This is a genomic window from uncultured Brachyspira sp. (assembly GCF_910578695.1).
GTDB lineage: Bacteria > Spirochaetota > Brachyspiria > Brachyspirales > Brachyspiraceae > Brachyspira.
Genome location: NZ_CAJTQJ010000007.1, coordinates 47775 through 62201, shown reverse-complemented (window position 1 = coordinate 62201; position 14427 = coordinate 47775). Strand labels below are relative to the sequence as shown.

At 27.4% G+C, this 14427-nt stretch carries 12 protein-coding genes; 3 read left to right on the top strand and 9 right to left on the bottom strand.

All coding sequences use genetic code 11. From position 1 onward, the window contains the following. Positions 1 to 25 precede the first annotated feature (25 nt). The 4 genes from QZ288_RS03865 to QZ288_RS03850 all read right to left on the bottom strand — a co-directional run bounded on the left by QZ288_RS03865 (position 26) and on the right by QZ288_RS03850 (position 2261). Entirely contained in the window at positions 26 to 361 is a 336-nt protein-coding gene (locus QZ288_RS03865; RefSeq protein WP_295155164.1) for an STAS domain-containing protein, read from the bottom strand. Positions 362 to 482: 121 nt separating this feature from the next. Further along, complete coding sequence (locus tag QZ288_RS03860; protein ID WP_295155161.1) at positions 483 to 1004, bottom strand: hypothetical protein; 522 nt, start codon at positions 1002 to 1004, stop codon at positions 483 to 485. Positions 1005 to 1011: 7 nt separating this feature from the next. Beyond that, the gene (locus tag QZ288_RS03855; RefSeq protein WP_295155158.1) at positions 1012 to 1542 is read right to left on the bottom strand and encodes a hypothetical protein; all 531 of its coding nucleotides are present in this window, start codon (positions 1540 to 1542) and stop codon (positions 1012 to 1014) included. A gap of 134 nt (positions 1543 to 1676) precedes the next feature. Continuing rightward, complete coding sequence (locus QZ288_RS03850; protein WP_295155155.1) at positions 1677 to 2261, bottom strand: TetR/AcrR family transcriptional regulator C-terminal domain-containing protein; 585 nt, start codon at positions 2259 to 2261, stop codon at positions 1677 to 1679. Between the two features lie 304 nt (positions 2262 to 2565). Between QZ288_RS03850 and QZ288_RS03845 the strand changes: the two genes are divergently transcribed. Further along, entirely contained in the window at positions 2566 to 5745 is a 3180-nt protein-coding gene (locus QZ288_RS03845) for an efflux RND transporter permease subunit (RefSeq protein WP_295155152.1), read from the top strand. Positions 5746 to 5894: 149 nt separating this feature from the next. Here QZ288_RS03845 and QZ288_RS03840 read toward each other — a convergent pair whose 3' ends face one another. The 3 genes from QZ288_RS03840 to QZ288_RS03830 all read right to left on the bottom strand — a co-directional run bounded on the left by QZ288_RS03840 (position 5895) and on the right by QZ288_RS03830 (position 10215). Then, positions 5895 to 7364 carry a hypothetical protein gene (locus QZ288_RS03840; RefSeq protein ID WP_295155149.1) on the bottom strand — a complete coding sequence of 490 codons (1470 nt, stop codon included), beginning with the start codon at positions 7362 to 7364 and terminating at the stop codon, positions 5895 to 5897. Positions 7365 to 7550: 186 nt separating this feature from the next. Beyond that, positions 7551 to 8300 (bottom strand): GNAT family N-acetyltransferase, encoded by a 750-nt coding sequence (locus QZ288_RS03835; RefSeq protein ID WP_295155146.1) that lies wholly within the window; start codon positions 8298 to 8300, stop codon positions 7551 to 7553. 142 nt (positions 8301 to 8442) lie between these two features. Then, positions 8443 to 10215: a SpoIIE family protein phosphatase gene (locus QZ288_RS03830; RefSeq protein WP_295155143.1), complete on the bottom strand. Its 1773-nt coding sequence runs from the start codon at positions 10213 to 10215 to the stop codon at positions 8443 to 8445. 153 nt (positions 10216 to 10368) lie between these two features. On the opposite strand from QZ288_RS03830, the gene QZ288_RS03825 reads away from it, so the two are divergent. Continuing rightward, on the top strand, positions 10369 to 11346 hold the full coding sequence (locus QZ288_RS03825) for a tRNA-dihydrouridine synthase family protein (RefSeq protein ID WP_295155140.1): 978 nt from the start codon (positions 10369 to 10371) through the stop codon (positions 11344 to 11346). 68 nt (positions 11347 to 11414) lie between these two features. Here QZ288_RS03825 and QZ288_RS03820 read toward each other — a convergent pair whose 3' ends face one another. Both QZ288_RS03820 and nagE read right to left on the bottom strand, forming a co-directional pair. Continuing rightward, on the bottom strand, positions 11415 to 12146 hold the full coding sequence (locus QZ288_RS03820) for a PTS transporter subunit EIIB (RefSeq protein ID WP_295155137.1): 732 nt from the start codon (positions 12144 to 12146) through the stop codon (positions 11415 to 11417). Positions 12147 to 12272: 126 nt separating this feature from the next. Continuing rightward, entirely contained in the window at positions 12273 to 13733 is a 1461-nt protein-coding gene (nagE, locus tag QZ288_RS03815; RefSeq protein WP_295155135.1) for an N-acetylglucosamine-specific PTS transporter subunit IIBC, read from the bottom strand. 196 nt (positions 13734 to 13929) lie between these two features. Between nagE and QZ288_RS03810 the strand changes: the two genes are divergently transcribed. Next, positions 13930 to 14394 carry a PTS glucose transporter subunit IIA gene (locus tag QZ288_RS03810; RefSeq protein WP_295155132.1) on the top strand — a complete coding sequence of 155 codons (465 nt, stop codon included), beginning with the start codon at positions 13930 to 13932 and terminating at the stop codon, positions 14392 to 14394. Positions 14395 to 14427: the final 33 nt, after the last annotated feature.

The following is a 14427-nucleotide window of genomic DNA, read 5'->3' as shown; positions in this document are numbered from 1 at the left end:
AATACAAAAAAATCAGTATAAAATATTATTCAAAAGATGAAACAGCTTCATCTGTATTTTCATAAACTTCAAATAAATCTTCTAATTCAACTGTTTTTAATATTTTCTTTATTATATCAGGAACGCATGCTAATACTAATTTTCCATTTTTATCTTTAATTTTCCTCATTATAGAAATAAATACTCTTATACCGCTTGAACTTAAATATTCAATGCCTGATAATTCTAATATTAAATAAACAGAACCTGATTCTACTAATCCCTCTAATTCTGATTCTATAGATACAGATAAATTAACATCTAATTTACCAACTAAATGCACAATTTTAACTTTTCCTTTATCTTCTATATTTAAACTCATATATATCTCCTTAAAGCTTATAATTATTTAAAGTATAGCAAATAAAAAAAATTAGTCAATATACTTAAATATATAACAGCAATTAGCAGAAATTGTAATATAGTTTAATGAAAAATTAATATTAAGATAATATGCCTATCATAGCTTTCTTATCCCAATTTATATCGGAATATTTAGGGGACGGAAATGTACTCCATTTTACATTTTTATTAGATTTCCAATTTTCTTTATTTTCAAAAACACCATTAAGCTTCATCCATTCATTTAGTTTAGTATAGTAAGAAGGCTTATAGGCATAAGTATAGTATAATTTATTATCTTCAACAATATATCCTTCCATAAATACTACTTTTATAGAAGGATATTCTGAAAAAACAAGCATAAATTTATTTAAATAATCTGTATTGCTATAAACAGCCATATTATTATATCTTGCTTTTATAAAAGTTAATTTTTTGCTGTTATTTATAATAAGTTCTCCGTCTTCTTTAAATAAATAATTTCTATCTTCTTCATTATTTACAGTCCTATTTTTTACTAATTTTATCCAAGCATTATCATAAGAAATAACTGTATTATTATTTATAAAAAATAAAACAGTAAGAACCAATAGTATAACTAATATAATAAAAATATAAGACATTTATTTTTTAATACAGCTCTCCTGCATATTCGGCTTCAGACCAGTCAACATCCTCAGGCTGAGGTACAGGATAGGAAGTCCAATTTGCATTTGTATTAGCAACCCATCTGTTATCGCTATAAACAGTATTAGCTTTTTTCCAAGCCTCTAACTTTCCTTGATATTTTTTTGTGTATTTAGAATATCTCATTATTTTTCCTCCCTCTATTGAATAGCCTTCCACCAAATTAATACCTAATGCAGGAGCATTTTCATAGAAAGTAGAAATAGGAAGCTGATAAGTATAATATGCATGAGTATCTGTTCTCGCTCCCATAAATTTATAAAGTTTTACAAGCATAAGGGGAGATCTTCCAGAAACTAATTCTAAATCTCCTCCGGGTCTTCCTTCGTATAAAACACCTTTCATATCAATAGTTTTTTTAAATATAAAACTAGCCCAATTCTTTGAATAATCACTCTCTTTTGTTATATTTTGAGCATTTAAAAAATTAAATGAAATAACGAATAATAATACAAAAAAAATCATCTTCTTCATAAATTATATTCTCCTATGCTTATATTAATAAAATCATATTATAAATATAAATGTAAAATGATAATATTATTTTTTTATATTATCGGAAATGATAAGTTTATTAATAATTAAATCAAGACAAATATATAAAATTATTAAGAAAAAACTCTCTGCATAATAATATCTGATATATATCCTGCTAAATCTTCAACAGATATAATGCAGTCATTAACAATCCAATCTGTAATAACAGATATAAAAGCTCCTGAATAAAAACTTACCATAACAGATATAATATCCTCTTTTTTTGGTCTTATGGTTTTAAAATCTTTTATTCCTTCTAAAACATAAGAAGCTAAATATTCTCTTAAAATTTCAGTAACACTTCCGTCTTTATTATTTTGAAATATTATCTTTAAATATTTTTTATTCAAATAAAAATACTGAAGTATTTTTTTCATTATATCTATATGAAAGTCTTTTAATTTATTTTCTATTTTATATCGATTTAAATCTTCTAAAAATTTTTCCTCATACTCATCTAATTTAGATTTTAATAATTCATATTTATCATTATAGTAGGTATAAAAAGTACTTCTATGTATATTCGCTTTAGCACAAATATCAATTACTCTTATGTCCTCAAAAGATTTTTCTTCAAGTAAAATTCCTAATGAATCCTCAAGAAGTTTTTTTGTTTTTTCTACTCTTGCATTGTTTTTATTAGAATTATTTTTCATATATAGAATATCCTGCTAATTTGTATTAATAACATATTATCGCACTGTATTTAGTATATTATAATTCAATAAAAAGTAAACTATAATTATAAATAATTCAATAAAAAATGAGAATTAACATTAGAATAAACAACAATATAACATTTATGTCTAAAAATAATGCTAGTTTATAGACATATTTTTATTTTTGTCAGAACATAAATTATATTAATTTTTTATCCGCAAGTATAAATTCATATTAAAATTTATTATAATATATTATAATAATTAAATAATTAAATAATAATTACTAGGTTATGATATAATGAAAAATCTAATATACTTTTTTGCAAATAATAGAATACTCGTAAATATTATAATATTTGTTTCTATTATGATAGGTTTATATTCATACTTTAATATAGATAAAGAATCATTTCCTTCAACAGATTTAGAATTAATGATTCTGCAGGTTATTTATCCGGGAGCTTCGCCTTTGGATGTAGAACAAAATGCAGTTATACAAATAGAAGATCAATTAAGAGCTATATCTGGAATAGATGAATTTACTTCTGTAATAACAGAAAATGCTGCTGTAATATTTGTAAAATTGGATATGGAAATAGATACAAGAAAGGCTAAAGATGATATTTTTAGAAAAATGCAAAGCGTTCCTGATATGGCAGAAGAAGTTCAGACTATAGAAATAACAGATATAAATCCTAAACTTACGCCTATATACAATATAGGAGTGCATTTCAAGAAAGGCTATAATGGAGATGAAAAAATTTTATATGATTTCAGCAAAGAATTAGAAAGACAATTAAAATATGTTGATGGCGTTGCTGATATAAAAGTGCAGGGAAGAACAGACCCCGAAATAAAAATTTTAGCTGACCCTCAGAAATTGCAGGAGTATTATATTTCTCTTACTGATATAGTAAACTCATTATCTGCAAGAAATATAAGGGCTACAAGCGGAGATTTGAAAAAGCCTATATATATGGATTTGGAAGAAAATGAAGAAGAAAAAACTATAGTTACAATGGGACAGTTTGAAAATCCTTCAGAGGCTGCAAATACTGTTGTACGCTCCACCTTCAATGGGCAGAGAGTAAGAATACAGGATATGGCAAAGGTAGACAGAGGTTTTGTTGAAAAGTCTATTTATGTTAGAATAAATAGTATAGAGGGATATTCTTTAAATATATTGAAAAAAGAAAATGCTGATATAGTAAAAACCACAGAAAATATAAATGCATTTCTAAAAAATAATCAAAATTTAATACCTGAAAATATTGAGGTTACAGCTATGGGAGAAACTTCAAGAATGGTATTAGCACTTACAAATGCAGCTGCAAGCAATTTAATATTCGGATTTATTATAATATTGATAGTTCTTTTAATATTTTTAGATTTTAAAAGTGCATTATTTACAAGCATAGGAATGGTAGCTGTAATATTTATTACTTTCTCATATATAAATTTTTCTGATTTAACATTCAATATAATATCTCTCGCAGGAATAATAACAGTTATGGGAATGGTTGTTGATAATAGTATTGTGGTATGCGAAAATATATATGATTTTAAAAAATCTGGTAAAACAGGAATTGACGGTACTGTAGAAGCGGTTAAAGATGTAGTAAATCCTATAATGGTTGCCACTATGACCACTATTGTTGCATTTATGCCTATGCTTCTTACTAAAGATGTTGTAGGAAAATTGATAGCCCCTTTTCCTAAAGTTGTAGTTGTAGCTTTGATTGCGAGTTTTTTTCAGGCTGTATTTTTACTGCCTAATAATCTTCAGGATAAAGCAAAGAATAAAGGCAAATTAAAATTCTTAAAAAATATAAAAAATCCTTTAGACTTCGATAAAGAAAAATTATTCAATATTATAAAAAATCCTTTTAATAAGGCTTTAAAAATATTATTAAAATTCAGATATTTAGTTGTGCTGTTTTTTATACTTCTGTTAATATTCTCTTTTTTCCTAGCTAAAGACAGTCTTAAAAAATTTATTATAATATATGATACAAGCTCAGACAGCATAATGATAAATATAGATTCAGGAATAGGAAACTCTATCAAAAATACTATGAAATATGCTGAACAGATAGAAAATATTATATACAAATCTGTTGATGCTGAAAACTTAATTGCAGTTAATAGTATTGTAGGAAAACAGATTAATCAAAATATAGTAGATATTTCTGAAGAATCTGCAAATCTCGCTGGAATAACAATTTATCTAATACCGTCTACCGAAAGAAAAAAAACTGCTTATGATATAATGGATGATATAAACTCTGAATTAGAAAAAACTTCATTAAGAAAAGAACTTGATGCTTTAATGGTATCGGTTAAACTTCCAATGGATCCAGGCAAAGCGGTAGATATAAAAATAGTAGGAAATGATATAAGCCAAACTAGAAAGGTAAGAGATGAAGTAAAAGAATATTTGCTTAGCCTAAACGGCATTATAAATTATTATGATGATGATAAAATAGGAAAAGATGAATTAAGAGTATTATTTAATTATGATGAGATAGCACAATTAGGTATGAATGTTGCCAATGTTGCAAATGAACTTAGAACAGCATATAGCGGAACGGTTGCTACATATATTCAGCAAATGGATTATAGATTAGATTTTAGAGTGCAGCTTGACAGAGATTATATATACAATACAAATGTACTTAATAATCTTTTAATACCAAATGTATATAATAGACTGCTTTATTTAAAAAATATTGCAAGCATAGTAGAAACTAACGGAGTATCTGCCATAAGGCATTATAATGGACAAAGATGCATAACTATTACAGCAGATTTGATACAAGGACAAAACACCTCCATACAAATTATGTTTGCAGTAAAAAATAAGTTTAAAGACATAAATCAAAGATATCCCGGTATAATAATAGGTTTCGGAGGAGAAGCTGATCAAACTGTAGGAGCTTTAGACGGACTTGCAGCCGCATTATTTATAGCAATAGTTTTAATATATTTAATACTATTATTACAATTCAAAAAATTTGTTCAGCCTTTAATGATAATGTTTTTAATACCATTTACATTAACGGGCGTATTCATAGCTTTCTATATTCATAGAATGCCTATGTCTTTTATAGGATTTATAGGTATTGTAGGATTATGCGGAGTGCTTGTTAATGACGGCATTATAATGATAGACTTGATAAACAAAATTATAGAAACAGGAAAAATAAACCCTTATGCTTTAAACAATCCTAAAAAGTTTGCATTTGATTCTATAGCTGAAGGTGCTTCTCAAAGACTTCTTCCAATATTTTTAACTACAGTAACTACAGTTGGGGGATTAATGCCTACAGTTTACGGTATTGGAGGAGATGCTGATTTGATAGTACCTATAGTTATGAGTTTAGCCTATGGGCTTATATTCTCAACATTAATAACATTGATATTTTTACCTTGTATGTTTATGATAGCTGTAGATTTAAAACTTATAAAATTGAAATAATGTAAATATATAATTAAATCTTTGTCAATATAAAAATAACAATATTATTTTTATATAAATTGAGTTAAGATTTAATATTTTATAAATTAAAAAAATTGATTTTTTATTTATAATCTTTCATATTTTTCTATCTTTCTATCTTTCTATCTTCAATATCCTTCAATTAGCCATTCATTATTATACTTTTTTACTTGTAAACTTAAAAATCTGCCCATATCTCTGTTACTTATACATGCAAACTCTTTTCCGTTATCATTTGAATAAGTTATTATATCTTTAAGCTTCATCTCATTAGTTATAAAATCAAGCATATAATCATATTCCTGACTGCGAAAAAACCAATCAAACTCCATACCCTCAGGGGCTCCGTCATTTTGCTTATTCTCTTGCAAATACTTTTTTACTTCTTCAAAATTATTTTCTAAATATTTAATATAGCTGTCAGAAAAATACCCTGAGTTTTTAAATTTAGATATATATAGATATACATTCTCCATATTAATCTCATAATATCCGCCGCCCTCAAAATCGAAATCTACAGTTTTATTAAAAATATCATTTAATTCACTGATATTTTCACCGTACCATTTGCATGCATTATAATATACTTTTTCTTTAGTGCTTTTATCATTAGCCTCCACAATTTCAGGCACTCTTTTATATATGCCGGAAAATCCATAGCTTCCATTATTTTCAACTAAAACTAAAGCATCAGAGCTTATAGGAGTTATATCTATCATATATGTAAAATCAGCACCTGAAACTTCTCCATACTGCATAGAATCTCCGAATATTTCACAATAAGGCTCAGCATACTGATTTTCTTCTAATATCATTTTGCTTATATCTGTGCTTTGAATATTAGTTATAGTTTGTCCTTTTTCATTTGCAGTTATATTAACAGCATAGAAATAAAATGTTCCGTCATCATCTTTCTTTAACTCAATAAAAGAATTATTATTTGAATATATACCGTCAAAATTATATTCATCAATGTCACCTGCTTCTTCAGGTTTATAATCTGATTTTGATATTAATATACCTCTTGATATTCTATTATACTCATTAAAAGTTACATCAGCTTTATTCTCATAAGGAAAATTATCAAAATTAGGACTTTCTTTTACTTCTCCGTAATAGTAATTAGAATAATAATTTTCCCTCTCCCATTTAGTCATTATAGTTTCATTTGGGTCGCCTTCATATCCTTGATAATTATCTTCATAAAGAAATCCATTTATTACTGAATAGCCTCTATAATTTGTAGCTATACTGCTTGGTCCTTTTTTATACCTATCTTGTATATTATAAGTTTCATAATAATAAGCATTAGTTCCGTCTTTTGAAGATTCAAAGCTGTAAAGAGCATCAAGCAATTCTAAATCTCCATTCTCTTTGAAAGTATATTCAAAATCTCCGTCTATCACTATTTTATTCTTTATCTTTTCTAAAAATGCTGCATCTTCTTTTGATAATATTTTTGCTGCAGGTATAGTTTCATTTGATTGTATATCTTCATTTGTATTAACATCATCAGCAGTAGTTTGAGTATCTATTTTTTTACTGCATTGAATTATCATTAAAGACATTATTATAATAAATAAAAATATTTTATTCATAGTTTTTCCTTAAATATATTATTAAAACAAGTATAACATATAAATGTATTTATTTAAATATTTTTACTATATAAAATATTTAAAGACACTGTTTCATTTTATCATAAAAGCTTTGATTGTAAGCGGGTCAATCTATAATTTAAATAAATGTTCTCTTTATATACTAAAATTGATTCTAATTCTTTTTTACAGATTAAATTTTTTCTTCAAAAATGATTCATTAAGAAGATGATTAGTTTCAAACTCTCCGTTATAAAAAACAGCATAATTATTAAATATGCATGGAATATTTTTAGATTTTTCCAAACTATCAACAGCAATTAAATTTAATGGTATATTATTTTTATTACAATATTCTTTTACCTCTTTTATGCAGTTAGATATATAAGGACATTGAAGCGTATAATATATAGTAAACTCTTTATTTTTTATTTTCATCTTCTTAGCACTTTCTGAAAAATAAGGCTTTTTTCCGTTAAATGATAAAGCTAGAAGTTCATAGTCATTTCCTGCAGTATCTGCAACTTCAAATCCGTATTTCATAAAAAATTTCTTTTCAGAGAGAAACGGTTTTTTCTTTTTTGAACTTAGAACACATACTCCATACTTTCCTTTATCTTTTGCATCATTTATACAATATTCAATGAGCTGCTTTGCATATCCTTTCCCCTTAAAAGATCCAGCCACCCAAAGACAATAAATATATAAATAATTATCTCCGATAATAGGAACCCATGCTTTTTCCAAAGGTGCATATTCAATAAATATCTTTCCTTTTTCATCAAGTTTACGAAAAACATGTCCCTCTGCAATTCTTTCTTTTAACCACTCTTTTTTTGCAAATACTCCGTCTTTATGCTTTTTATCGGAAATTGCACAGCATAAATGTTCTTTATCAATATTATTTATTGTTAGGTTTATAAATTGTATACTCATAATTTTATATTTATTATTGTTATCGATAAACTCGCTTTAGAATAGCTAATAACTAAAGTTATTAGCTGCTCGTTTATCTTTATTATTGTTATCGGATAAACTCGCTTTAGAATAGCTAATAACTAAAGTTATTAGCTGCTCATTATAATAACCTTGCTACTAAAAGAGTAACATCATCAAATTGAGGAGTTTTTCCTCTAAATAAAACTGTTTCATTAACTATATCATCTACTAACTCTTTTGCATTATCATAATCATTTTTAAGTATAGCTTTAAGTCTTTCTTCTCCATATTCTTCTTCAGACTGATTGAATGTTTCTGTTATTCCGTCGGTAAATAATATAATAGTATCAGAACTAGAATAGGTAAGCATTTTATTTTGATATGAAGCATCTTCAATAAATCCTAAAGGCTTTCCATGAGTATGCATTTCATATATAGAATCTAAAGTGCTAATCTCATATTTTTTTATCAAATACTGAGTTAAATGTCCTGCATTAGAATATGTAACAGTTTTATTTTCTGTATCAATAACTAGAATGAAACAGGTAACAAACATACCATTATTAGAATCTTTATATATATGCTTATTAACTGCCTCTAATATTTTAGCAGGGTCTTCCATCTCAGAAAAATAAACTCTAAGTATAGAACGAGTCATAGTCATAAAGAATCCTGCCCCCAAGCCTTTGCCTGACACATCAGCTATAACGAGTGCATATTTACTATCGCTGATTTTAATATAATCATAAAAATCGCCTCCGACATTTTTACTAGGAATGCTTACAGCAGCAATATCAAATAATCCGTTACTTGGAAACTCCTTAGGTAAAACGCTTTTTTGAAGCTGCTCTGTAAAATTAATCTCTTCAGCCAAAGACTCTTTTATTTTTGATTCTTCAGATAAAAGTATATGCATATAATTTTCGCCAATCTGCTGAGCCAGCATTTCCAAAAGCGATAAATTACTTAAATTAAAAGCCTTATCAATGTTGCGTTCAGTAGCTGATAGAAAACCTATAATCTCATCTTTTCCAACTATAGGTGCAACCATAAAACTATTTCTAGTATATCTAAGATTTTTATTAGGTCTGAATCTTTTATCTTTATCCACATCAAATGAATAAATAGGCTTTTTAGTGCGAAGTACCTCAGAAAGCACATTATCATCAACGGTTACAACTCCGTATTTAATAACATCCTCATCAATACCAATGCCTGCTTTGAATTTGAAAACTCCATTTTCTTTTAATATTACAGATACTCTATGAACCTCGAATGCCTCGCAAACTATACTTATATTATCATTAAGTATCTCTTCAATAGTATCGCATTTATTAATTGATATTGACATCTGATATAATGCACCGACTTCATAAGCCCTTGACTGTGCTCTGTCATACACCATTTTATTAACCAATGCTAATGACACTATATTTGCAAATAATGACATTACAATAGTATCTTTTTCTATAAATTTACCATTCTTTTTATTAATTAAAAATAAAGAACCTATATTCCTCTTTCTCACTTTCAAAGGCACGAATAATATATTTTTTAATTCATCTCCTAGAATTTCTTTCATTGGTATAAATGCTGAATCTTCCTGAGGCTCATTAGAATATAAAGAAGATGATGTCATATATGCTCTTACAGATAAGGGCTTTTCTTTATCTATAATATGTCCGAAAAATTTACTCCCAAGAGGTCCTATAGATATTTCATAATGAAGATTATGCAGTTCCTGATCTACTAAATATAAAAGTATAGAGTCTGTATACATTATAGTTTTTATTTCAGATATAATAGTAATTAAAGTTTCATCATGATCATTACTAGAATTCATTCTTTTGATAATTCCTGAAAATACTTCCAATTGTTTTTCAGGATCATCAACTATATCATATATATCCACAAATTACCTCTATTTTAACAGTTAGAATGCACTATACTATTATATAATATTGTATTTTATAGTCAACATATATTTATTCTTTTTATACCCTTGAAGTTTTTTAATTAATTGTTTATAGTATATAAAATTTAAATCAATCAATTTAAGAAAAATATGAATAGAAATATAATAATAGAAAATGTAAATATACCCTCAAGATTCTTTTTAGCTCCTATGGCAGGCTATACAGATTATGTTTTTAGAAGGCTTTCAAGAAGATTCGGTGCAGGGCTTCTTACAACCGAGCTTGTGAGTGCAGCTGCATTAGCAAGACAAGTGAAAAAAACTTATAGATATATGGAGCATAAAAAAGATGAATATCCTATATCGCTTCAGCTGTTCGGAGCAAATGAAGATGATTATAAAAGAGCTATAGAAATAACTGATTTAAGCGGTTTTTCTTTTATAGATATTAATATGGGCTGTCCTACCAAAAAAGTCATAAAAAACAATGGAGGGGCTGGGCTTTTAGAAGATACTGATAAAATGATTTCCATATTAAATTCAGTCAAAAGTGTATCCCCGCTGCCTGTAAGCGTAAAAATAAGATTAGGACTTAAAAGAGGAGAAGGAGGAGAAATAGAAAGAGCCTTAGCATTAAAAGAAAACGGGGCATGCTTTCTTACATTGCATGGAAGATATGCAAGCGATTTATACAAAGGAAATGCTGATTGGGAGGCTATAGCGAAAACAAAAGAGGCACTAGGAAAAGATTATATTTTAATAGGAAACGGAGATATAAAAAATAAAGAAGAGGCTATAAAGGCATTTAATATTTCTAAAGTTGATGGAATAATGATTGGAAGGGCTGCTATAGGCAATCCTTATATATTCAGAGAGCTTAATACAATATTTGATGATAATGATATATACAATAATGATATTTCAGAAAATGATAATTTAAAAAATATTATAGAAGAGCATATAAACGGATGCTGCATACTATACGGAGAAATAAGCGGAATACATTTTATGCGTAAATTTATTATGAAATATCTTACAGGATACAAAATGGAAAATAAAATAGAACTTATGAAATGCGAGAGTAAAAAAGAAATATTTGAAATATTGGATAAGATTATAATGAAATAATATAAAAGTTATTATTATAAATAGCAAAAACTTAATATGGCTATACCCTCTTTATTTTTTTATTAAAATTAAATTACAAATTTTTTAAGCTCATCAGCAAGCAAATTGGCATTAGTACCTGTAATTATATGAATCTCATTATCATTTATCTTTTGTACAGCAGGATAATATTTTTTTATCTCTTCAGTATTAACTTTATTAATATCTTTTATTTCAAGTCTTAGCCTAGTAGCACAATTATTTATATTAGTTATATTTTCTATACCGCCAATCATAGGAAGAAGAGAAATCGTTTTTAAACTTATACCTTCATTTTCCAATAATTTTTTTAAAGACTGAGCAAGTAAATTAGCATCAGTGCCTATAATTATATGAATCTCATTATCATTTATCTTTTGTACAGCAGGATAATATTTTTTTATCTCTTCAGTATTAACTTTATTGATATCTTTAACTTCAAGTCTTAATCTGGTAGCACAATTATTTATATTAGATATATTATCTATATTACCAACTAATGGAAGAAGCAAAGCCGTTTTTAAGCCTATGCCTTCATTTTCCAATAAACTTTTTAAAGATTTTGCAATCAAATTGGCATTGATACCTGTAACTATATGAATCTCATTATCATTTATCTTTTGTACAGCAGGATAATACTTTTTTATCTCTTCAGTATTAACTTTATTAATATCTTTAACTTCAAGTCTTAATCTGGTAGCACAATTATTTACTTTTAATATATTTTCTTTATCTCCAAATAAGTTTAGAGGAAGCATAAACTTTATATTATCTTTCATCATAAAAAACCTCAAATACTTATAATAATCATATAATACTAACATAATATTAATTTTATTTCTAGTAATAAAAAAGACCTGCAGTAATAAGTACTGCAAGTCTAATTTAATATTAATAAATCAATTCTATTATTTATTAACTAATTTTTTAAACTCATCTGCTAAAAATTGAACATCTGTGCCTACTATTACCTGTACAGAAGTTTTTCCGGGAGTAAGTACGCCTGGAAAAGATTTCTTAATTTCAGCATCTTTTATTATAGAATTGTCTTTAACTTCAAGTCTTAATCTGGTAGCACAATTATCAACATTAACTATATTTTCAGCACCGCCTAATAAAGGAAGCAAAAGAATAGCTTTATCTGCATAAGATTTATTAGAAACAGTTAAAATTATACTCTCATCAGAATCATCATCTTCTCTTCCGGGAGTTTTTAAATTAAATTTTCTAATAGCAAAATCAAATATAATATAATATAATATAAAGAATACTAAACCCTGTACTATAAGCATATACCAATTGCAAGCTAACGGATTTCTAGTAGATAAAATCAAATCTATAAATCCTGCAGAAAATCCGAAACCAGCCATCCATTTGAAGCTGGCAGCAATGATTAATGATATGCAAGTTAAACCAGCATGTACTAAATATAAAGCTGGTGCAACAAACATAAATGAGAATTCTATAGGCTCTGTTACGCCTGTAAAAAAACTAGCAAAAGCAGCCGCAAGCATTATAGATCTTATATTAGCTCTGTTTTGAGGCTTAGCATTTTTAATGAATGCAAAACAAGCACCTACTAATCCGAACATCATAATAGGAAAAAAGCCAGCCTGATACATACCTGTTTGTCCTATAACAGCGTTTCCTGCATCTATAGAAGCCTGCCCTCCCAAGAAATTAGGTATATCATTAATACCTGCAACATCAAACCAGAATACTGAATTAAGAGCATGATGCAGTCCTACAGGAATTAAAAGCCTATTAAAAAATCCGTATATTCCAGCTCCTATAGGACCTAAACCTATAATAGCTTCGCCAAATGCTACTAATCCTCCGTAAACGACTGGCCATATTAACATCAAAATAAAAGACACAGCCAGCATAACTACAGAAGTTACTATAGGTACAAATCTTCTTCCGCTGAAAAATGCTAAAAATTTAGGAAGCTCTACATTACAAAATTTATTATATAATATTCCCGCAATAACGCCGCAAAGTATGCCTACAAACTGATTATTAATCTTAGCAAAACCCGGAGCTACATCAGCAATATCTTTGCTTTGAATCATAGCAACTGAGGCAGGAGATAAAAGAGTTGTAACAACTAGAAAAGCGACAAGCCCTGCTAAAGCTGCAGCACCATTTCTATCATTAGACATACCGAAAGCAACGCCGATAGCAAAAAGTATAGGCATATTATCTATAATAGATCCGCCCGCTTTAATAAAGAAAGCAGAAATGGGGCTTTGAGCACCCCAGCCGTTTGGATCAATCCAATAACCAATACCCAATAAAATAGCAGCAGCAGGCAGTACAGCTACAGGAACCATTAATGACTTACCTATTTTTTGCAGATAATTAAACATATATCCTCCATAAAAATTAATTTTTTCTTCATAATTAATAGTATAATACTTATTTTATGCTTTATCAAGCATTATGCTATTTTTTAATATCATCATAATTTATATACTAAAATACAATATATTTTTTATAGAATTATTTACTTTAAAAACATTTATGATAGAATATAAACATAAATAAATTTGAGGAGGAATTCGTATGGGATTATTCTCTAAAAAAATTGAAATAAAAAGCCCTATTAAAGGCAAATTAGTAGATGTTACAGATGTTAAAGACGAGGCTTTTTCCAGTAAAGCACTTGGCGAGGGAATGGCTGTAATACCTGAAGAAGGAAAAGTTTATTCTCCTGTAGACGGAGAAGTTATTACAACTGTTAATACGAATCATGCTATAGGATTATTATCTAAAGGAGTTGAAATATTAATACATATCGGAATGGATACTGTTAAATTGGGCGGAAAGCATTTTAAATGTTATGTAAAAGAAGGCGATAAAATAAAGGCTGGAGCTTTGCTGATAGAATTTGATAAAGAAGAAATAGAAAAAGAATATGATATTACTTCGCCTATTATAATACCTAATTTTTCCGAATTGAAATCATTAAATAAAACTGAACATAGAGATGTTTCTATAAATGATGTTATAATGACTATTTCTAAATAAAAGCCTGCAATTTTAAAGGAGCTTTTTTAAGCT